A 19,308-nucleotide genomic window follows, 5' to 3' on the forward strand; every position below is an offset into this window, starting at 1 on the left:
CTGGAAAAAGAAACCGTTCTGGGGCGTGAATTGGATGAGCTGATTCATTCCCTGCGGCCGGATTTCAGCCTTCCCGAGGCCCCGGACGCGGCCGAGACCCCGCAGGAGCCGCCGCCTGGGGCGGAAACCGGACAAGCCCAGGCCTGATACGTGAAATCCCACCTTCTTTCATGGGGCCGCCACCGCCTCGAGCTGGGTCGGCATACCTGTGTGATGGGGGTTGTCAACGTCACGCCGGATTCCTTCTCCGACGGCGGCCATTACTTGGACCCGGCCGCCGCCATCGCCCACGGGGAGCAAATGGCCGCCGAGGGTGTTGGCATCATCGACATCGGCGGGGAATCGACGCGGCCGTTTTCCGACCCCATAACCCCCGAGGAGGAAATGGAGCGGGTGGTGCCGGTGATCGAAAGCCTTGCGGCCCGCATCCGGCAGCCCATCTCCATCGATACCATGAAGGCTGCCGTGGCCCGGCGGGCACTGGCGGCTGGCGCGGCCATGATCAACGACATCAGCGCCATGACCTACGACCCGGAGATGGCGGAAGTGGCGCGCGCCTGGGACGTTCCGGTGGTCCTGATGCACATGCAGGGGACCCCCAAGACCATGCAGGCCCGGCCGGTCTACAGCGATGTGACGGCCGAGGTCGGCGCCTACCTGCTGGCAGCCGCCGACCGGCTTCAGGCCGCGGGGGTCAAACGCCGCAGGATCATCTTGGACCCCGGGATCGGTTTCGGCAAGACCTTCACCCACAACCTGCTGCTCCTGAAGCGCCTCCAGGCTCTAACACAAATGGGCTACCCGCTTTTGGTCGGCACATCCCGCAAGTCGTTCATTCGCCATCTGGTCAAAGGCGACCAGAAGCCCGATCTGCATCCGGAGCACCCGCTGGTGGAAACCGGCACACAGGCGACGGTCACGGCCGCCATCCTGGCCGGCGCCCAGATCATCCGCGTCCATGATGTCGCCAACACGATGGCAACCGTCAAGGTCATCGACGCCATCCGCAATGCGGAGGGGTGATCGCTGCGGGGCGCTTTGGGGTGGAACTCATCCAGAGGAAATAAACGATGCTCTTGGTGATCGATGTCGGCAACACCAACACGGTGCTGGGAATCTACGACGGTTCGAGCCTGATTCGGGACTGGCGCATTCGCACCGAGCGCGACACCACCGAAGATGAATTGAATGTGCTGCTCAGCAGCCTTTTGGCGTCGGGGGGAATCGAGCGCGCCCGCATCGAGCGGAGCATCATCTCCTGCGTGGTCCCGCCGGTGGTCAAAATTCTGGATGCCTTCTGCCGCCGCTACCTGGGGCACGCCCCCCGCTGGGTGGATGCCCGCTCGGTTGGGATGATGCCCATCCGCTATCACAACCCGGCGGAAATCGGCGCCGACCGGATCGTCAACGCGATCGCAGCCTATCAGAAATACCGCTGCAGCCTGATCGCCATCGACTTTGGCACCGCCACCACCTTCGACGTCATCTCGGAAAAGGGGGAATACCTGGGCGGAGCCATCAGCCCCGGCATTATGATCTCCGCGGAAGCCCTGTTTCGCAAAGCCTCCAAACTGCCGCGGGTGGAAATTTTCACGCCGCCGCAGACGGCCATCGGCAAGGACACCATCAGCAGCATTCAGGCCGGGATTATCTTTGGATATGCCGCCATGGTGGACGGCATGGTGCGGCGGATGAAAGCCGAGCTGGACACCAGCCCGCGGGTCATTGCCACCGGCGGGCTGGCCGACCTGATGGTCACGGTCGCCGAAACGATCGAGGCCACGGAGAAAAATTTAACCTTGGAGGGCTTGCGGCTTTTGAGCCAGAGGCTTGAGGATGATGCAAGTTGACTGAACGTTGAAAATGCGATTTCTGGATTGCGCAAGTCTCGGGGGATGAGAGGCGCTTCAGCCGAAGGCGGCTACTTCATACCCATCTGCTCTTCCAGTTCGGCAATCTCCTTTTGCAGGGCCTCTTTCTCCGCCGCCGTCAGGGAATCATCCGTAAACCGGCGGCGCAGGCTCAACAACAGCATCTCTTCACGGTATTCATGGCAGGTGTAGCGGTTCGGAGAATCGGCCATCTAAGAAAACTCCCTGCGCTTCGGCGGGCGGGCGGCGCTACGGGCGGTTTCTCCCCCCAGGCCCGGCTTTCCCGTTGCGCCCAAGAACATCCCGACTTCAGGCCCGCCCGACGGCCTCAAGGGAGTCGTTGAAAACCCGGTAGAAGAGGTCCCGCTCGGTCAGTCCGCGCCCTAAAATGCCGCCGATCTGGTTCAGATTGCGGCTGTTGATGATCATGTTGACGCTCTTGCTGAACGCCATGAACTGGTCCATGGTGCGGTAGCGCCGGCTGATCATCGCCACGAAGGTCTTGCGCCGCACCGCCATGCTGAGGCGCTCGAGGTAGATCAGAACCCCGTTGTCGTCGGGATTGGCGGTGTCAAAGGCTTCATTGACGATCACCAGATCATAGTCGTGGTAGCGCATGCGCTTGAGGGCGTCCCGGGTATTTTCCGCTTCGGTGATGTGGTACTCCATGATTTTCAAAACCTCACAAACCTTCTTTATCACCTCTGGGCTTTCTTCGCAAATCAAAGCGGTTTTGCCCTCTTCCTCGACAAAGTTAAACGGGCTGTCGGTATAGCCTTCCAGGGATGCGGGGGCGGCTTCGACACAGGCCGGCTCCGGTTCCGATGCTGGGGGCGCAGCGGGAAGTTGGTTGGCGCCGACGACGATTGCGGCCTTGCAGCGGGGGCAGCGCAGGGTTGCCGTCCGGTCGGGCCTGATTTTATCGTCGGCGATACGAAACTTGCTCTTACACGTTTTACAGATGATCTCCATGGTCAGATTCCCCTTTTTTTCGAATACAGGCCAGCGCGCGCTTAAAATCCCATGGCGCTGGGCTGATGCTTGCGGGTGTATTCGCGATCCAACTGGAGTTGCTGGATATCGGTGGTCGACTCCCCGCGGGCGCTCTTGACCATGTCGATGCCACGCCCCACGATGCCCCGGCGCGAGGCGTAGCCCAGGGCCGTATCGCGGGTAATCAGCCCCTGTTCGTAAAGGCTTACGATATAATCGTCGAAAGTGGTCATCCCGAAGGGCCGGCCATCCTGCATGATCTCGTAGAAGGTTTTGCCTTCCGACTCGCCGTTGAGGATCGAATCCTTGACCCGCAGGTTGGTGCGCAGCACTTCAAAGGCCGCCACCCGCCCCCCACCGACCTTGGGAAGAAGCCGCTGCCCGACAATCCAGCGCAGCGTGTCGGCCAGCCGGATCCGGATCTGGTTCTCCTCTTCGGTTTTGAACATCCCCAGAATACGGTTGATGGTCTGACCGGCGTCGACGGTGTGCAGCGTGGTCAACACCAGATGGCCGGTTTCCGCCGCGCTGAGACCGATTTCGACGGTTTCCCGGTCGCGCATTTCCCCCACCAGAATTACCTTGGGTGCCTGACGCAACGCCGCGCGCAGGCCGTGGGCGAAACTGTCGAAGTCGGTTCCAAGTTCGCGCTGGTTAAAGGTCGATTTTTTGTGGGGGTGCTGATACTCGATGGGATCCTCGAGGGTCACCACGTGAACGGATTTTTTTTCGTTGATTTCGTCCAGAATGGCGGCCAGGGAGGTGGATTTACCGGAGCCGGTAGCACCGGTGACAAAAACGATGCCGTTTCTTTCCTGGGCAATCTCGAAAAAGGATTCGGGCAGGTTCATTTCCCGGATGTTGGGAACCTTGGACTCCAGCCGCCGCAGAACAATGCTGTAGTTTCCGGACTGGGAAAAGACGTTGACGCGGAAGCGGGCCTTGCCGGGCAGACTGTAGGAAAGATCGCAGGAGCCCTCACTGAGTAGCCGTTCGGTCAGGCGGCGGTCCTGGTTGATCAGGTTCAGGGCAAAGACCTCGGTTTGAAAAGGGGTCAATTCCCGCAGCACATTTTTCAGGTTTACCGGCACGAGTTCCCCGGCGCTTTCCACCTGAAGGGTTTTGCCCACCGTCAAATTCAGGTCCGAGACGTTGTTGTGGGAGTCTAGCATCTTGGTGAGAATCTGGTCGATTTCGTGTTTTTTCATGCTGTGCCTCTTCTTGCTGACAGTACAAGGCGGGCTGCCCCGGAACGGACCGGAAGCCTGCCGCAAACCACGATTTTAAGCCAAAACCGCGCCGCGCCGGGCGCTCAGGCCTCGGTAAAGTCCGCTGGCGGATTGCGCAGCAGCGGCCTGAACTTGGCCTTGTCGTTGGCCTTGGCATAGGCATCTTCCGAATCGATCATGCCCTTTTTGTAGAGATCCATGATGGCGTCATCCAGCAGCTGCATACCGTATTTCTTTCCGGTCTGCATCATGGACGGCAGCTGGTGGGTCTTGGACTCGCGGATCAGGTTGCGCACCGCCGGAGTTGCAATCAGGATCTCGAGGGCTGCGCAGCGGCCGACCCTGTCCACGCGTTTGAACAGCACCTGCGCCACCACGGCCCGGATGCCATCGGCCAGGGTGGAGCGGATCTGGGCCTGTTCGTTGTGGGGGAAAACCTCGATGATGCGGTCGACGGTTTTCGCCGCACTGGTGGTGTGCAGGGTCCCGAAAACCAGATGTCCGGTGGAGGCCGCCTCGATCGCCAGCGAGATGGTCTCCAGATCGCGCATTTCGCCCACCAGGATGATATCGGGGTCTTCACGCAGCGCTCCGCGCAGGGCGGCACTGAAGGATTGGGTGTGCATTCCCACCTCGCGGTGATTAACGATGCAGCTCTGGCTCTTGTGCACGAACTCGATGGGGTCCTCAACGGTGATGATATGGTCCTTGCGCGTGCGGTTGGCCTCATCGACGATCGCCGCCAGGGTGGTGGATTTACCGCTGCCGGTGGGCCCGGTCACCACCACCAGCCCGCGCGGCAGGGAGGCCAGACGCGGGATAACCGACGGCAGACCCAGTTGCTGGGCCGTCAGAATGGTATTGGGAATCTCGCGGAAGACGGCGCCGATTCCGTTTTTCTGCATGAAAAAATTGGCGCGGTAACGGGCAAGGCCCGGGATCTCATACCCGAAGTCGATATCCCCCCTTTCCTCAAAGCTCTTGACCTTGTCTTCGGGTGCAATTTCATAGAGCATGCTTCGCAAATCGTCATCGGTCAGCAGTTTGTACTTGACCCGCTCAATATCACCGCGAATCCGCAAGGCCGGCTGCTGCCCGGAGACCAGGTGAAGGTCGGACGCCCCCTGGTCGTGCATCAATTTAAAAAACGCATCAATTTTCGCCATGAAACGCTCCCGCTGGCAAGGATTGAAAAGAGGGTTAAGGTTTCTTCCGGGCTTCAAACAAGCGCCGGATTTGCCCGTTGGGTGCAAAACGCCGATATTTAGACCGCTGGGGCGCGGGCTGCGCGGCCCAGGGCCGATACCGGCCCCGGCCCCCCGAAGGCAGCGGTCCGCGGACGGCGCGCAGGGGCGCCGCAGCGGCGACCCGTCCGGTTGACGGACGGATACGGCCTGCCGGGGGCAAAGGGTACTTAAGACATCGACAGCGGGATTAACTAGCTTGAGGGGAAAACGGCCTGACGTAAGGCCCACGGAAAGGACTGAACGGCGGCCGCGGCGAGAGACGGCCGCAACCGGCTAAGGCCGCTACCTGGAGCGGGTGAGAAACTTGAGTTTGGAATCATCCTGGTCCATGGCGCCCATTTTGGACTGCCCCATCTCGAGCAGCTTGGTGTGGGCCTCCAACACCGAGCGGATCTGCACCTCTATCTGCAGGCGCTGGCGTTTCAACTCGGCGATATCTTCATGCAGTTGGGCCAGGCGGTTGTGGGCCCCGTTGAGCAGCTTCTGGGCGTGCACCTGGGCCTCGGCGGTGATCAGCTCGGCCGCTTTGCGGGCGTTTGCCTTCATCTGCTCGAGGACTTTCTGGGAGTTGAGCATGGCCCGTTTGAAGCTTTCCTCGCGCTCGCGAGAGCCTTGAACATCCTCCTTGAGACGTCGGTTTTCCTCCTGGAGGCCCTTGTTTTCCTGGCCGATGGACTCGAAGGCGTCCGCCATCTTCTCGAGGAAGTTGTCAACCTCACGGACATCGAAGCCGCGAAAGCGCAGGCGAAATTGCTGCTGGGCGATTTCAAGGGGGGTGATTTTCATGGCTGTTCCTAACCTTTTGGGATAAAAGGCCGCCGCCGGTTCACTACAAGAGGGCCGCCATCCGGAAGAGGCTTTCCACGAGAAACTTCCGCAGAAAAATGACCACCAGAAAAACGATGATCGGCGAGAGGTCAAGTCCCCCAAAACTTACCGGCAATCGTCTGCGGATCTGGTAGAGCACGGGCTCGGTGACGCTGTTGATAAAACGCACAATGGGGTTGTAGGGATCCGGGTTGACCCAGGACAAAACGGCGCGGGCCACAACGATCCACATGAAAAAAAGCAGCACGTAGTCGATGACCGTCGCCACCGCGATCAGAAGATTGCCGATGATAAACATGCCGGTCAGTTCCTTGCAGCAGGCTGAGCGTCACCCCCCGGCTGGGGCATGGGGGCAGATGGTAATAATTTTAACAATTAAATATAGATGGCAAATAAGTCAAGGGGGTTGATACAAATTTGCCGCCTTCAAAAAGCGGCCCGCAGACGGCGGGGGCTAAATCCATTTTCTTTACAGCCCGCCCAAAACGCCTTACAGTGGATAGCGAAACGATGCGTGACCAATTCTCGAGACCGCGGCCGGGTCGTTGTTGGTGCGGACAAGATTCGCAAACCAGCCACGGGTCTGAAGGCAACCCCGCGGGCGACCCGGTTGGACCCGCCGCGAGTGAACCGGCGGCTGACACCCCAAGGAGCAGGCAGCATGCACTTCAAATGCACCCCGACAATCATCGGCCTTGCGCTCGTTCTTTTTTTCGGCGCCATAACTTCCGAGGCTTTCGCCGCCGGCAGCATCAATTGGCACTCCTACCAGGATGGGGTCGCCCTGGGCAAGCAGCGGAACAAGAAGGTGTTCGTGAATTTTTTCGCCGACTGGTGCACCTACTGCAAACAGATGGACAGCGAGACTTTCGCCGATTCGGCGGTTGGCGCTTTTCTGAACAAGAATTTCATACCCGTAAGGGTGGACGCCGACCGGGAGGCCCAGCTGGCCTCGGAGTATCATGTTCAGGGCCTGCCGGTGTCCACCTTCATCGGCGAGAACGGGGTGCTTATCGGCAGCCAGCCCGGTTTCATCGGCCCGGAGCAGATGATGCCGCTGCTGCGCTACATCCACTCCGACAGCTACAAAACGATGTCCTTGGAAAAATTCCTGCAAGCCCCGGGCAACTGAGCCCCCCCATCGCAGGCCAGGCGCGGGATCCCCGGCAGACGTTCAGGCCCAGGTCCGCTCTATCCGGAAATCTAAGACAGCCGGGCGCTCAGCGCGAGGACCGCTGGGCGCTGCGTCGCAGCAGCAACCGGATGCCCATGGAGGCGAAGGTCGCTGCGCTTAGAACCACCAGAAGACCCGGCACCCAGGCGGCTGCGGCGTAGGCCGGATCCTCCCGGGCGACCGGCAGGCCGAAAGCCCCGAAAATCGCCACTGCCGCCAAAAATCCCATGGAGGTCAGGCAGGCGTTTTCGCTGTCGTACCAGGGAACGATGATTTTTCGAAAAACGGGATTCTGATCGAGTTTCATGATCATCAGGGTAGTGAAGACGGCATGAAAAATCAAGTTGATAAATGCGCTCCGCCGGCCGGGAGGCAGGCCGGCGGCAAGAGCGGCTGGCTTCTGACGCTGAGCCTGGCGGCAGTGTTTGGGGTGCTCTCGGGCTGCGCCGGGCCCCCTGCGGCCGTGACCATTCCGGACCTCGAGGGGACATTTGGGGTCGGCAGCATCCTGTCGGGGAAAACCGGCCGGAGCGTTTCGCTTGAGGCGCTGGTGGCCGATCTGGCCCGCGCCCGGATCGTCTACGTGGGTGAAAAACACACCAACCCCGCTCACCACCAGATCCAAGTCCAGTTGATGGCGCTGCTGCACCAGCATCACACGCGCTTGACCGTGGGCATGGAGATGTTCGACCGCACCTACCAGGCGGTTCTGGACCAATGGTCGGCCGGCGAGCTCCAAGAGGACGCCTTTCTGCAGAAAACCCAGTGGTATGCCAACTGGCGCTACCCTTACCCGCTTTACCGCGAAATCCTAGACTTCATCCGGCACCAGAGGCTGCCGCTTTTTGCCCTCAACCTTCCAGGACACATCCCCGCACGGATTCGGGTGGGGGGGATCGCCAACCTCACCCCCTATGACAGCCCCTGGCTGCCGGCCGAAATCGACCTGACCCATGAGGCCCACCGCCGTCACCTCAAAACGGTCTTCCAACGCCACGCCTTCGCCGACGAAGCCCGATTCGAATTTTTCTACGAAGCGCAATGCGTCTGGGAGGAGACCATGGCGGAGAGCATAGCCCGCAGCCTGACAGCAGCCCCCATGCTGGTGCTGGCGGGAAACAGCCACATCCAGTATCACTACGGCATCCCCGAGCGGGCGCTGCGCCGCACCGGGGTGGCCTTCCGCACGGTTTACCTGGCGACGGTGGGCGACAGCATCGACCTTGGCATCGCCGATTACATCTGGGTCACCCCGGATGCCGGCGCCCCCCGCAACAAGGGTCGCGGCACCGAATAACCCCAGGCGCTGACGCCGGATTTTCTTTTCTTCCCGCAGACCAAAATCACCCCAGCCGGAGAATGGTTCTTGCCGGGCCCCCAGCCGTTTCAAACCTTTTAAAATTGTGCCCTCAAACGCTTAAGGCCTTGGCACCGGGGTGCCGATAAAGCCCAATATGTGGGAAGTTTTCTGTTGACATACAACAATATGTAGTTGTAAGAAAACCTGACCGTCGTCACTGGCGGCCTTGCCTGTCAGCATCCTTGAGCCCAACTTCAGTCCGAACATCCCAACCGCCACCCGGGAGTCTGAGCACCGGTTTCCGAGCTGAACTGCGAACCAGAGAGGAGCGCCATGTTTGAAGGAGTGAGGTCCCAAGATGATCCGATGGTTGTTTTTGACACTATCAAGAAACGGGACGGCCGGGTCGTCGCCTTCGATTCATCCAAAATCACCGCCGCCCTGGCCAAGGCCGGCAAGGCCAGTGGCGAGTTTGACCTGCGCGAGGCCCGCAAACTGACCCTGCGGGTTCTGACCCTGGCGCATGAGCTGCGTCTGGGCCACCGACCTGAGGTCGAGGAGATCCAGGACATCGTGGAGCGCGTCCTGCTCGACTCCCCTTTCCTGATGACCGCCAAGGCCTACATCCTCTACCGCGAGCAGCATGCCCAGATCCGCAACATCACCACCAAGGCGCATGTCGACCTGGTGGAGAACTATCTTCAGAAGCTGGACTGGAAGATCAAAGAAAACAGCAACATGTGCTACTCCCTGCAGGGGCTCAACAACTACATCTCCTCGGATGTGACCGCGGAGTACTGGCTGAGCCGAATCTACCCCCCCGAGATCCGCCACGCCCACAAAAACGGCGATATGCACATCCACGACCTCAGCCTGCTCTCGGTCTACTGCGTCGGCTGGGACCTCAGGGACCTTCTCCGCCAGGGGTTCCGGGGCGCGGCCGGCAAGGTGGAAAGCGGACCGCCCAAACACCTGCGCTCGGCCCTGGGCCAGGTGGTCAATTTCTTCTACACCTTGCAGGGGGAGGCCGCCGGCGCCCAGGCGATTTCCAATTTCGACACCCTCCTGGCGCCGTTTGTGCGCTTCGACGGTCTCGACTACGCGGAGGTCAAGCAGGCTTTCCAGGAGTTCGTCTTCAACATCAACATTCCCACCCGGGTGGGCTTCCAAACGCCGTTCACCAACATCACCATGGACCTGCACCCCCCGGCCGTTCTGCGGGACCATCCGGTTATCGTCGGGGGCCTGACCCGCGAGGAGACTTACGGCGAGTTCCAGACCGAGATGGACATGATCAACCGGGCCTTCGCCGAGGTGATGATGGCGGGCGATGCCCGCGGCCGGGTATTCACTTTCCCCATCCCGACCTACAACATCACCCGGGACTTCGACTGGGACAACCCCAATCTGGAGCGGGTCTGGGAAATGACCGGCAAATACGGCATCCCCTACTTTTCCAACTTCGTCAATTCGGACATGTCCCCGGAGGATGCCCGCTCCATGTGCTGCCGTCTGCGTCTGGACAACCGGGAGTTGATGAAGCGCGGCGGGGGGTTGTTCGGGGCCAACCCGCTGACCGGCTCCATCGGGGTGGTCACCATCAACCTGCCGCGGATTGGGTTCCTGGCCGTCGACAAGGATGATTTTTTCAGCCGCCTCGACCGGATCATGCAGGCCGCCAAGGAGAGCCTCGTCATCAAGCGCAAGGTGCTGGAGCGCTTCACCGAAAAAAATCTCTACCCCTACACCAGCTTCTATCTGCGGGAGATCAAAGCCGGATCCGGGTCTTACTGGAAAAACCACTTCTCCACCATCGGCATCGTGGGCATGAACGAGGCCTGCCTGAACTTCATCGGACAAGACCTCACCACCGCCACCGGCCAGCGCTTCGCCCTTGAGGTGATGGATTTCATGCGGGAGCGGATCGCCGCGATCCAGGAGGAGACCGGCGAGATTTTCAACCTCGAGGCCACCCCGGCCGAAGGCACCTCATATCGCCTCTGCATGCTGGACAAGAAGCGCTACCCCGAAATTCTGGCGGCCAATAACGACGGCTGGCGCCGGGGCGAGGCCGCCTACTACACCAACTCCACCCAGCTGCCGGTCAATTTCAGCGACGACCTCTTCGAAACCCTCACCCTGCAGGACGAGCTCCAAACCAAGTATACCGGCGGCACCGTCCTGCATCTTTTTCTGGGGGAAAGACTCGCCGACATCGAGACCGTCAAAAACCTGGTGCGCAAGGTGGCCGCCGGCTACCGGCTGCCCTACTTCACCCTGACCCCGACCTTCAGCGTCTGCCCGGCCCACGGCTATTTAAGCGGAGAGCGCCAGCGCTGCCCCACCTGCGGCCAGGAAACCGAAGTTTACTCGCGCGTGGTGGGCTATCTGCGGCCGATCCGGCAGTGGAATACCGGCAAGCAGGCGGAGTATGCCCAGCGCAAAACCTTCAAAATAACCTGAGCGCGGCTGCCGGCCAGGCGCCCCGCAATCCCGTGTGGTGATGAGATTCGGCGGTCTGCAGAAAAACTCGTTCAGCGACTACCCCGGCGGGATCAGTTGCGTGGTGTTTCTGGCGGGGTGCAACTTTCACTGCCCCTATTGCCACAACCCCGAGTTGGCCTCGGGGGCGGCGGCAGGCGGCTGCGAGCTGAGCCTGCCCTGGATCCGCGACTTTTTGGCGGCGCGCAGAGGGTTTTTGGACGGGGTGGTCGTCTCCGGCGGCGAGCCCACCCTGCAGCCGGATCTTGCGGAGCTCTGTGCCTGCATCCGGGAAGCCGGCTATCCGGTCAAGCTGGACACCAACGGCAGCAACCCCGATGCCCTCCGCCGGCTGCTGGCGGAGAATCTCGTGGACTACATCGCCATGGACATCAAAACCGCACCGGAGGCCTATGTGCCGTGGCTTGCGGCCGACCTTGACCCCGCCCGCCTGCTGGCCAGCATCGATCTCATCATGCACGCCGGTCTGCCCTACGAGTTTCGCACCACCTGCGTGCAGCCGTTCGTCGATACCGCCGCCATCCACGCCATCACCCGCTGCATTGCCGGTGCCGAGCGCTACGTGCTGCAGGGATTCCGCTCCCAACGGGTTTTGGACCCGAGCTTTTTTGGCGGCGTGCGCCGGGGTGCGACGGCCGCCGAAATGCAAAATTACCGCCGGCTTGCGGCCCCGCTTGTCCGGCAGTGCCTGGTGCGCTGAGCCCACGGCGACACCGCGGTGACAGGAAATGCCATCCCCGCCCCCTGCCCCCATGGACTGGCGGCTCCTCCTGGTCGACGACGAGGAGGGCATCCGCAAGGTCATGCGCATCAGCCTGGAAGATGCCGGCTACCGGGTTGCAACCGCAGCCGACGGCGCCGGCGGCCTGTCGCGCTGTGAAAGCTTCGACCCCCAGATCCTGATCACCGATATCCGCATGCCCGGCATGGACGGCCTGGAGCTGCTGGCGGCCGTCAAAAAACGGTGGCCGGGGATCGAGGTCATCGTGATGACCGCCTTCGGCGAAATGAATCTCGCCATTCGCGCCCTGCAGCTGGATGCCTCCGATTTTATCACCAAGCCGCTGCATGACGAGGCCCTCTTTCTGGCGCTCAAGCGGGCGCGCGACCGCTTCCGGGTCCGTCAGCAGGTCCGGGACTACACCACCCTGCTGGAGGCGGGCTGGGCCCGAACCGCCCGGGAGCTGATGGACACCTTCGCCTTTCAGCGCAACCTGATCGACGGCTCCCTGGACGGCATCCTGGGCTGCGGCCGGGATGACACGGTGGTGATCTTCAACCGCAGCATGGAGAAAATACTCGGCCACTCCCGGGCCCAGGTGGTCGGTCAGATGACCCTGGCAGACCTGCTGCGCCCCGGGGAGAACGCGCGTTTCAGAAGTGCGCTGGCATCGGAAAAGTGGGGCGGCCGGGAGCGCCTGGCGCTTTTTGAAACAACCCTGATGGCCAAAGACGGCCAGGAAATCCCGGTTCAGGTCTCGGCCGCGGTCCTGCCCCAACCGGGCAAGCTGGGCGGCCTGGTCTGCTTTTTCCGGGACCTGCGCGAAGTCCGGCGCCTGGAACAGGAGGTGGCCGACCAGGCCCGCATCCTGCACCAGGATAAAATGATGTCCCTGGGGCGCTTGGCCGCCAGCGTGGTCCACGAGATCAACAATCCCCTGGCCGGCATTCTCAATTACACCCGCCTGATGCTGCGGGTCCTCAAACGCGGGCCGCTGGAGCCGGCCCGTCAGGCGGATTTCAGCCGCTACCTGGCGCTGGTGGAAACCGAAACCGACCGTTGCGCCCGGATTGTCGCCAGCCTGCTGGCCTTTTCGCGCAAATCACCACCGGCCATGACCGAGGTCTCGCTGCGCGAGCTTCTCAACCGCTGCGCCCTGATGAGCCGCCACAAGCTGGAGTTGCAGAACATCGAGCTTGAACTCCTGATCAGCGAAGATCTCCCGCCGGTCCGGGGGGACGCCAACCAGTTGCAGCAGTGCATCATCAACCTGATCTTCAATGCCATTGACGCCATGCCCCAAGGCGGCCGCCTGCGGCTGGAGGCCCAGCGCAGCCCTGGCGGCAACGAGGTGACCATCACCGTCACGGACTCCGGAGCGGGGATCCCGGCCGCCGATCTGCCCCATATCTTCGAACCTTTTTTCACCACCAAGGCCGAAGGCTACGGCGTGGGGCTGGGTCTTTCCACGGTTTTCGGCATCATGCAGCGCCACAAGGGCGCGGTCACGGCCAAAAACGTCGCGGGTAAGGGAGCGGCCTTCACCCTGCATCTGCCCCTGGCCCCCGCCGGCGCATCGCCTCGAGAAGCCTGATGTTTCATATGTTGCATCCGGTTTATGCAACGCACAACCATCTGTTTAAAATATTGTTTTATTCAAATTAAGGCCCACCCATTCTCCGTTTGATGCATTTTTATGCATCATTTCGGCAACATCGCCCCCCGGCCACCGCCCAGCAGCTTCCAACCCTGGCCTTGAAAATCAAAACAATATTAATTTCAATAAGTTGAACAAACCGGCACGTTAAATGCTGTGGTTAACTGGACGATGCCCGTGTACCCCGCGAACGTTTGCCCCAGGAGCCCATCGTGAGCCAGAAGACCGGCGCTAAAAAGATCCTGATCGTCGACGACGAAGCCGACATGGTCACCTTCATGGCCACCTTGCTGGCGGCCAACGGCTACAGCCCGATCGTCGCCCGCAACCCGGCCGAAGGCATGGCCAAGGCCCTGGCGCTCACGCCTGACTGCATCATCCTCAACGCCATGATGACCGGGGACGGCGGCATCACCCTCTATGTCAACTTGAGATGCAACCAGCAGCTGCGGACCGTTCCGGTCATCATGCTGTCCGCCATCGGCAAAAAGATCTTTCTCTTCTACCCCGAAACCCAGACCACGACCGGCGGCCGGGAGCTGCGGGAGCCGGAGTGCTGCCTGGAAACCCCTCCTGACGCCGAGGAACTGCTGCGCCAGGTGCAGAGGCTGTCCGCGCCGAGGTCCTAGCGTTGGCGCCGGCACCATCAGGGAGAGACCCATGGCCATCAAAATCGGGTTTTACATCTGCCACTGCGGGATCAACATCGCCTACCGGGTCCGGGTAAGGGAGGTGGCCGATTTTGTCCGCGGCCTGAAACATGTGGTGGTGGCCCGCGATTACAAATTCATGTGCTCGGACCCCGGCCAGGAAATGATCGAGAAGGATATCCGCGAGTACGGGCTCAACCGCGTGGTGGTGGCCTCCTGTTCGCCGCGATTCCACGAAAAGACCTTCCAAGGGGCCTGCCAGCGGGCCGGTCTGAACCCCTACATGTTCCAGATGGCCTCGGTGCGTGAGCAGGTATCCTGGGTCACCCAGGATCCCGACGAGGCCACCCGCAAGGCCAAAACCCTGGCAGCGGCGGCCATCAATCGGGTGAACTTCCACGAGGCCCTGGAAACCCGTGAAGTGGCAGTCCACCCCGACCTGCTGGTGGTCGGCGGGGGGATCGCCGGCATGCAGGCGGCGCTGGATATCGGCAATGCCGGCCGCAAGGTCTACCTGGTGGAAAAGGACACCACCATCGGGGGCCACATGCTGCAGTTCGACAAAACCTTTCCGACCCTGGACTGCGCCGCCTGTATCGGAACCCCCAAGATGGTGGAGGTGGCCCAGAACCCGAACATCGAACTGCTCTCCTACAGCGAGGTGACGGCGGTTTCGGGCTACATCGGCAACTACACGGTCAGCATCCGGCGCAAACCGCGCTACGTCAAGGAGGGGGTCTGCACCGGCTGCGGCGAGTGCACCAAGGTCTGCCCAGTGACGGCGCCCAGCGCCTGGGATCAGGGTCTGAGCCAGCGCAAGGCCATTTACCGGGCCTTTCCCCAGGCGGTGCCGATCACCTTCTGCATCGACAAGCAGGACCGCGCACCCTGCACCACCACCTGCCCGGCCGGCATCAACGTCCAGGGCTACGTGCAGCTCATCGGCCAGGGCAAATACCGCGAAGCCGTGGCGCTGATCATGGAGCGGCTGCCCCTGCCGGGGATTCTCGGTCGGGTCTGCCCGCACCCCTGCGAGGCGGCCTGCCGCCGGGCCGAGGTGGACGCCCCGGTGGCCATCCGCGAACTCAAGCGCTTCGCGACCGACCAGGTGGACCCCGCCCAGCGCCCAAGGCCCGAGATCACCGAGCGCCCGGAGAAAATCGCGGTGATCGGCGGCGGCCCGGCCGGCCTAACGGCGGCCTACTTCGCCCGCCTCAAAGGCTACCAGGTGACCCTTTTCGAAGCCCTGGAAACCCTGGGCGGCATGCTGCGGGTGGGAATCCCCGACTACCGCCTGCCGTCTGCTGTGCTCGACGGCGAGATCGACTTCATCCTCGATCTGGGGGTCAACGCCCGCACCGGGATGCGCCTGGGACGCGATTTCACCCTGGCCGATCTTCAGCAGGAGGGCTTTGCCGCGATTTTTATCGCCATTGGCTGCCACGCCTCCCTCAAGCTGGGAATACCCGGAGAGGACGAGACCCGCGGAGTGATCGACGCGGTGACCTTCCTGCGCGAGGTCAACCTGGGCGCACGCACCGCCGTCGGCAAACGGGTGGTGGTGGTCGGGGGCGGCAACGTGGCCATCGACGCCGCCCGCGTGGCGCGGCGGCTCGGCGCCGAAAAGGTGACCGTGGTCTACCGCCGCTCCGAGGCGGAGATGCCGGCCTACCCCGAGGAGGTCGCCGGCGCCCTGGCCGAGGGCGTTACCTTCGAATATCTCACCGCCCCGGTCCGCGTCCTCGGTCCCCAGGGCGCCGTCACCGGCTTTGAATGTCTGCGCACCCAGCTGGGGCCGCCGGACGGCAGCGGCCGACGGCGCCCGGTACCGCTCGCCAACTCGGAATTCCAAATCCCCTGCGACACGGTGATCCCCGCCATCGGCCAGCGCACCGCAAGCGCGTGGTCGGCGGCCGAAACGGCCCCCGCCTGCACAGAGCGCGACACCATCGCGGTCAGCCCCGAGTCCATGTCCACCACCCTGCCCCACGTGTTTGCCGCCGGGGATGCGGTCACCGGCCCGGCGACCGTCATCGAGGCGGTGGCCGGTGCCCGGCGGGCGGTGGCGGCCATGGACCGCTTCATCCGCGGGGAGACGATCGAGACCGCCGAGCGGCCCGCCGACCCTTCGGCGGCCTCGGCGGCCGGCTGGCGCGAAATCCCGAATGACCTCCCAACCGCCGAGCGTCTGCAGCCCGCGCATCTGTTGGCAGCAGAGCGCCCGACGGACTTCGCCGAGGTGACCTCCGGGGTGACGCCCACAGCGGCCCGCCAGGAAGCCGAGCGCTGCCTCAACTGCGGGGTTTGCTCGGAGTGCATGGAATGCGTCAAGGTGTGCGAGGCCCGGGCCATCGACCACCGCATGCAGCCCGAAACCCTGGAAGTCCAAGTGGGCAGCATCATTCTGGCCACCGGCTACGACACCCTCGACCCCAGCCCCATGCATCCCTTCGGCTACGGCCGTTTGCCCAACGTGTTCACCAGCCTGGAATTCGAGCGCCTCAGCAACGCCACCGGCCCCACCGGCGGCAAAATCCTGATTCGCGACGAAAACGGGGACTTCACCCGGGTGCCCCGAAGCGTCGCCATCCTCCACTGCGTCGGCAGCCGGGACGTCAACTACCACGAATACTGCTCGCGGGTCTGCTGCATGTACGCCCTGAAATACACCCACCTGCTCAAAGAGAAGATCGGCCACGACACGGCCGTCTACGATTTCTACATCGACCAGCGCTGCTACGGCAAAGGCTACGAGGAATTCTATCGCCGCTGTCAGGAGGAGGGCACGATCTTCGTGCGCGGTAAAGTGGCCGAGATCACCGACCAGGCCGAGACGCCGTCGGAGAAGGGCAAGCTGGTGGCGATCGCCGAGGACACCCTGATGGGGCGCCGCATGCGGGTGCCGGTGGACATGGCCATCCTGTGCACCGCCATCGAGGCCCGCACGGATGCCGCCGAGGTGGGCCGGATTTTCGGGGTCAATCAGGGCGCCGACGGCTTCTTCCTGGAGGAACACCCCAAGCTGGCGCCGCTGAACACCGCCACCGACGGCGTCTTTCTGGCCGGCACCTGCCAGGCCCCGCGGGATATCCCCGACACCGTCGCCCAGGCATCGGGGGCGGCGGCCAAGGCCCTGGCGCTCTCCACCCGGGGGTGGGTGGAAATCCCCTCGGCCATCTCCTGGATCGACCCGGACATCTGCGCCGGCTGCCAGGTCTGCATCGGGCTGTGCCCTTATGGTGCCATCGAGTTCGACCCGCGCCGCCAGGTCTCGGTGATCAACGAGGCGCTCTGCAAGGGCTGCGGCAGTTGCGCTGGCTTCTGCCCCAGCAGCGCCGCCCAGGTCCGGCACTTCAAGGAGAAACAGCTTTTTTCGGAGTTGGACGGGATCATGGACGCCCTCCATGAGGTCGGCCCGTAGCCCGCGATCCGGGCTTGTCTGCCGATACCCGCCACCCCTCGCTACTGGAGGCAACCATGGACGCTTTCGAACCCACCCTGATCGCCTTTGTCTGCAACTGGTGCACCTACACGGCCGCCGACCTGGCCGGCACCTCGCGCCTGAGCTATCCGCCCAACGTGCGCCTGGTGCGGGTGATGTGCACGGGCATGGTGGACCCCAAATACGTGATCAAGGCCCTGCTGGAAGGGGCCGACGGGGTGCTGGTCAGCGGTTGTCATCCGGGCGACTGCCATTACATCAACGGCAACTTCAAGGCCCGCCGGCGCATCAAGCTCCTCCAGGAGATCCTGCCCCAGTTCGGGTTCGCCCCCGAGCGGCTGAAACTCACCTGGATCGGCGCCAGCGACGGCATCCAGTTTGCCGACACCATTACCCAGCTGGTGGCGCGGCTGAAGGCCCTGGGTCCCAGCGAGGCCCGCAGCCAGATGGTGATCTGAGTGTACCCCTGCAAACGGGGGCCATCCGATTGGGCCCCTGCGGAGGACCCCATGGCGCGCATGCTGAAAATCGACGTGACCGCCGGTGACATCCTGCCGGCGCTGCAGGCCTTCTTGAAATCGGTGCTGGCCCAGGAGGAGATCAGCGCCCTGCTGGTTCCGCTGCACCTGCCGGCGAAAGCGCGGGTGATGCCGACCCTGGTGTCGGATCCCGCCAGGCTTGACGCAGCCGACCCGCTGGCGCCGGCCTTTCCCTTGAACGCCGCGCGCCTGGCGGCGCGCCTGACCCGCCGCGGCGCCGGCGGCCGGATCGCGGCGGTCCTGCGGCCGTGCGAAATCCGCGCCCTGGTCGAACTGGTCAAGCTCAAACAGGCCAGCACCGAGGACCTTATTTTGATCGGGATCGACTGCCTGGGCGCCTTCACCAACCGCGACTACACCCGCTATGCGGCGAAAACCGGCGCCGAGGCCACGGCCGCGTTTTACCGCGCCATCCTGGCCGATGGAAGGCCGCCGGAGGCGTTCGAGCTGGCGCCGGCCTGCCGGGTCTGCGAACACCCCGTAGCCGAAGGGGCCGACATCTTAATCGGGCTTTACGGCGCCGCCCCCGGGGGGCCGCTGTGGGCCGAGGCCCGGACCCCCCAGGGGGAGGCGTTCCTGGAGCAGCTCGGGGCGGGGTCCACGGAGGCCCCCGCCGGACGCTCGGCGGCGGTTGCCGCCCTCGTCGCCGAGCGCAGCGCGCGCCGGGACGCGATGTTCGCCGCCACCCGGGAGCAAACCGGCAGCCTGGAGAAACTCAGCGCCTATCTGGCCGCCTGCATCAACTGCTACAACTGCCGGGTGGCCTGCCCGGTCTGCTACTGCCGGGAGTGCGTTTTCGTCACCGACGTCTTCGACCACGAACCGTTCCAGTATCTCAAGTGGGCCCATCGCAAGGGGGCCGTCAAGATGCCCACCGACACGATTTTCTTTCACCTGACGCGGCTAGCCCACATCAGCACATCCTGCGTGGGCTGCGGCCAGTGCTCCAACGCCTGCCCCAACGAGATCGCCGTCATGGAGCTCTTTCGCAGCGTTTCCCACCGCACCCAGGCGGCGTTCGAGTACGAAGCCGGCCGCAGCCTGGACGAACCGCTTCCGCTGGCGGTCTTCAAAGAGGATGAATTCGGGGAGGTCACCGGCCTGTAACCCCACGCTCCGGCCCGCCGCAGCGGCGGCAATGACCCGGGAGACCAC

At 63.0% G+C, this 19,308-nt stretch carries 18 protein-coding genes; 11 read left to right on the top strand and 7 right to left on the bottom strand.

Annotated elements, in window-relative coordinates; translation table 11 throughout:
• Positions 1-150: 150 nt before the first annotated feature.
• Complete coding sequence (folP, locus tag LJE63_02675) at positions 151-1,023, top strand: dihydropteroate synthase (GenBank protein MCG6905504.1); 873 nt, start codon at positions 151-153, stop codon at positions 1,021-1,023.
• A 47-nt stretch (positions 1,024-1,070) separates the two neighbouring features.
• Positions 1,071-1,850 carry a type III pantothenate kinase gene (locus LJE63_02680; GenBank protein ID MCG6905505.1) on the top strand — a complete coding sequence of 260 codons (780 nt, stop codon included), beginning with the start codon at positions 1,071-1,073 and terminating at the stop codon, positions 1,848-1,850.
• Between the two features lie 71 nt (positions 1,851-1,921).
• Here LJE63_02680 and LJE63_02685 read toward each other — a convergent pair whose 3' ends face one another.
• The 6 genes from LJE63_02685 to LJE63_02710 form a co-directional block, all read right to left on the bottom strand.
• The gene (locus LJE63_02685; GenBank protein MCG6905506.1) at positions 1,922-2,083 is read right to left on the bottom strand and encodes a hypothetical protein; all 162 of its coding nucleotides are present in this window, start codon (positions 2,081-2,083) and stop codon (positions 1,922-1,924) included.
• A 97-nt stretch (positions 2,084-2,180) separates the two neighbouring features.
• Complete coding sequence (locus LJE63_02690; protein MCG6905507.1) at positions 2,181-2,843, bottom strand: zinc-ribbon domain-containing protein; 663 nt, start codon at positions 2,841-2,843, stop codon at positions 2,181-2,183.
• Between the two features lie 41 nt (positions 2,844-2,884).
• The gene (locus LJE63_02695) at positions 2,885-4,072 is read right to left on the bottom strand and encodes a PilT/PilU family type 4a pilus ATPase (protein ID MCG6905508.1); all 1,188 of its coding nucleotides are present in this window, start codon (positions 4,070-4,072) and stop codon (positions 2,885-2,887) included.
• A gap of 104 nt (positions 4,073-4,176) precedes the next feature.
• Positions 4,177-5,259, bottom strand: a complete 1,083-nt coding sequence (locus LJE63_02700; protein MCG6905509.1) for a type IV pilus twitching motility protein PilT — start codon at positions 5,257-5,259, stop codon at positions 4,177-4,179.
• A gap of 363 nt (positions 5,260-5,622) precedes the next feature.
• Positions 5,623-6,126, bottom strand: coding sequence for a DivIVA domain-containing protein (locus LJE63_02705; protein ID MCG6905510.1), 504 nt, complete (start codon positions 6,124-6,126; stop codon positions 5,623-5,625).
• A gap of 43 nt (positions 6,127-6,169) precedes the next feature.
• On the bottom strand, positions 6,170-6,466 hold the full coding sequence (locus tag LJE63_02710) for a YggT family protein (protein MCG6905511.1): 297 nt from the start codon (positions 6,464-6,466) through the stop codon (positions 6,170-6,172).
• Positions 6,467-6,829: 363 nt separating this feature from the next.
• Between LJE63_02710 and LJE63_02715 the strand changes: the two genes are divergently transcribed.
• Positions 6,830-7,300, top strand: a complete 471-nt coding sequence (locus tag LJE63_02715; protein ID MCG6905512.1) for a thioredoxin family protein — start codon at positions 6,830-6,832, stop codon at positions 7,298-7,300.
• An 88-nt stretch (positions 7,301-7,388) separates the two neighbouring features.
• Here LJE63_02715 and LJE63_02720 read toward each other — a convergent pair whose 3' ends face one another.
• On the bottom strand, positions 7,389-7,685 hold the full coding sequence (locus LJE63_02720) for a hypothetical protein (GenBank protein MCG6905513.1): 297 nt from the start codon (positions 7,683-7,685) through the stop codon (positions 7,389-7,391).
• On the opposite strand from LJE63_02720, the gene LJE63_02725 reads away from it, so the two are divergent.
• The 8 genes from LJE63_02725 to LJE63_02760 all read left to right on the top strand — a co-directional run bounded on the left by LJE63_02725 (position 7,674) and on the right by LJE63_02760 (position 19,260).
• A complete protein-coding gene (locus LJE63_02725) occupies positions 7,674-8,639 on the top strand; it encodes a ChaN family lipoprotein (GenBank protein ID MCG6905514.1) in 966 nt (321 codons plus the stop codon). The genes LJE63_02720 and LJE63_02725 overlap by 12 nt on opposite strands.
• A 369-nt stretch (positions 8,640-9,008) precedes the next feature.
• The gene (locus LJE63_02730) at positions 9,009-11,105 is read left to right on the top strand and encodes a ribonucleoside triphosphate reductase (GenBank protein MCG6905515.1); all 2,097 of its coding nucleotides are present in this window, start codon (positions 9,009-9,011) and stop codon (positions 11,103-11,105) included.
• Positions 11,106-11,145: 40 nt separating this feature from the next.
• Positions 11,146-11,844 (top strand): anaerobic ribonucleoside-triphosphate reductase activating protein, encoded by a 699-nt coding sequence (locus LJE63_02735; GenBank protein MCG6905516.1) that lies wholly within the window; start codon positions 11,146-11,148, stop codon positions 11,842-11,844.
• Positions 11,845-11,872: 28 nt separating this feature from the next.
• On the top strand, positions 11,873-13,459 hold the full coding sequence (locus tag LJE63_02740; GenBank protein ID MCG6905517.1) for a response regulator: 1,587 nt from the start codon (positions 11,873-11,875) through the stop codon (positions 13,457-13,459).
• Between the two features lie 275 nt (positions 13,460-13,734).
• Positions 13,735-14,151: a response regulator gene (locus tag LJE63_02745; GenBank protein ID MCG6905518.1), complete on the top strand. Its 417-nt coding sequence runs from the start codon at positions 13,735-13,737 to the stop codon at positions 14,149-14,151.
• Positions 14,152-14,182: 31 nt separating this feature from the next.
• Positions 14,183-17,593 carry an FAD-dependent oxidoreductase gene (locus LJE63_02750; GenBank protein ID MCG6905519.1) on the top strand — a complete coding sequence of 1,137 codons (3,411 nt, stop codon included), beginning with the start codon at positions 14,183-14,185 and terminating at the stop codon, positions 17,591-17,593.
• A 56-nt stretch (positions 17,594-17,649) separates the two neighbouring features.
• Positions 17,650-18,072 (top strand): hydrogenase iron-sulfur subunit, encoded by a 423-nt coding sequence (locus LJE63_02755; GenBank protein ID MCG6905520.1) that lies wholly within the window; start codon positions 17,650-17,652, stop codon positions 18,070-18,072.
• Between the two features lie 51 nt (positions 18,073-18,123).
• Positions 18,124-19,260, top strand: coding sequence for a Coenzyme F420 hydrogenase/dehydrogenase, beta subunit C-terminal domain (locus LJE63_02760; GenBank protein MCG6905521.1), 1,137 nt, complete (start codon positions 18,124-18,126; stop codon positions 19,258-19,260).
• Positions 19,261-19,308 lie beyond the last annotated feature (48 nt).

It is taken from the genome of Desulfobacteraceae bacterium (assembly GCA_022340425.1).
Classification (GTDB): domain Bacteria; phylum Desulfobacterota; class Desulfobacteria; order Desulfobacterales; family JAABRJ01; genus JAABRJ01.

Excerpts from the sequence above, each read along its gene's own strand:
- LJE63_02680 (MCG6905505.1), top strand. The coding sequence starts at position 1,071 with ATGCTCTTGGTGATCGATGTCGGCAACACCAACACGGTGCTGGGAATC.
- LJE63_02685 (MCG6905506.1), bottom strand. The coding sequence starts at position 2,083 with ATGGCCGATTCTCCGAACCGCTACACCTGCCATGAATACCGTGAAGAG.
- LJE63_02690 (MCG6905507.1), bottom strand. The coding sequence starts at position 2,843 with ATGGAGATCATCTGTAAAACGTGTAAGAGCAAGTTTCGTATCGCCGAC.
- LJE63_02695 (MCG6905508.1), bottom strand. The coding sequence starts at position 4,072 with ATGAAAAAACACGAAATCGACCAGATTCTCACCAAGATGCTAGACTCC.
- LJE63_02700 (MCG6905509.1), bottom strand. The coding sequence starts at position 5,259 with ATGGCGAAAATTGATGCGTTTTTTAAATTGATGCACGACCAGGGGGCG.
- LJE63_02705 (MCG6905510.1), bottom strand. The coding sequence starts at position 6,126 with ATGAAAATCACCCCCCTTGAAATCGCCCAGCAGCAATTTCGCCTGCGC.
- LJE63_02710 (MCG6905511.1), bottom strand. The coding sequence starts at position 6,466 with ATGTTTATCATCGGCAATCTTCTGATCGCGGTGGCGACGGTCATCGAC.
- LJE63_02715 (MCG6905512.1), top strand. The coding sequence starts at position 6,830 with ATGCACTTCAAATGCACCCCGACAATCATCGGCCTTGCGCTCGTTCTT.
- LJE63_02725 (MCG6905514.1), top strand. The coding sequence starts at position 7,674 with ATGAAAAATCAAGTTGATAAATGCGCTCCGCCGGCCGGGAGGCAGGCC.
- LJE63_02730 (MCG6905515.1), top strand. The coding sequence starts at position 9,009 with ATGGTTGTTTTTGACACTATCAAGAAACGGGACGGCCGGGTCGTCGCC.
- LJE63_02735 (MCG6905516.1), top strand. The coding sequence starts at position 11,146 with ATGAGATTCGGCGGTCTGCAGAAAAACTCGTTCAGCGACTACCCCGGC.
- LJE63_02740 (MCG6905517.1), top strand. The coding sequence starts at position 11,873 with ATGCCATCCCCGCCCCCTGCCCCCATGGACTGGCGGCTCCTCCTGGTC.
- LJE63_02750 (MCG6905519.1), top strand. The coding sequence starts at position 14,183 with ATGGCCATCAAAATCGGGTTTTACATCTGCCACTGCGGGATCAACATC.
- LJE63_02755 (MCG6905520.1), top strand. The coding sequence starts at position 17,650 with ATGGACGCTTTCGAACCCACCCTGATCGCCTTTGTCTGCAACTGGTGC.
- LJE63_02760 (MCG6905521.1), top strand. The coding sequence starts at position 18,124 with ATGGCGCGCATGCTGAAAATCGACGTGACCGCCGGTGACATCCTGCCG.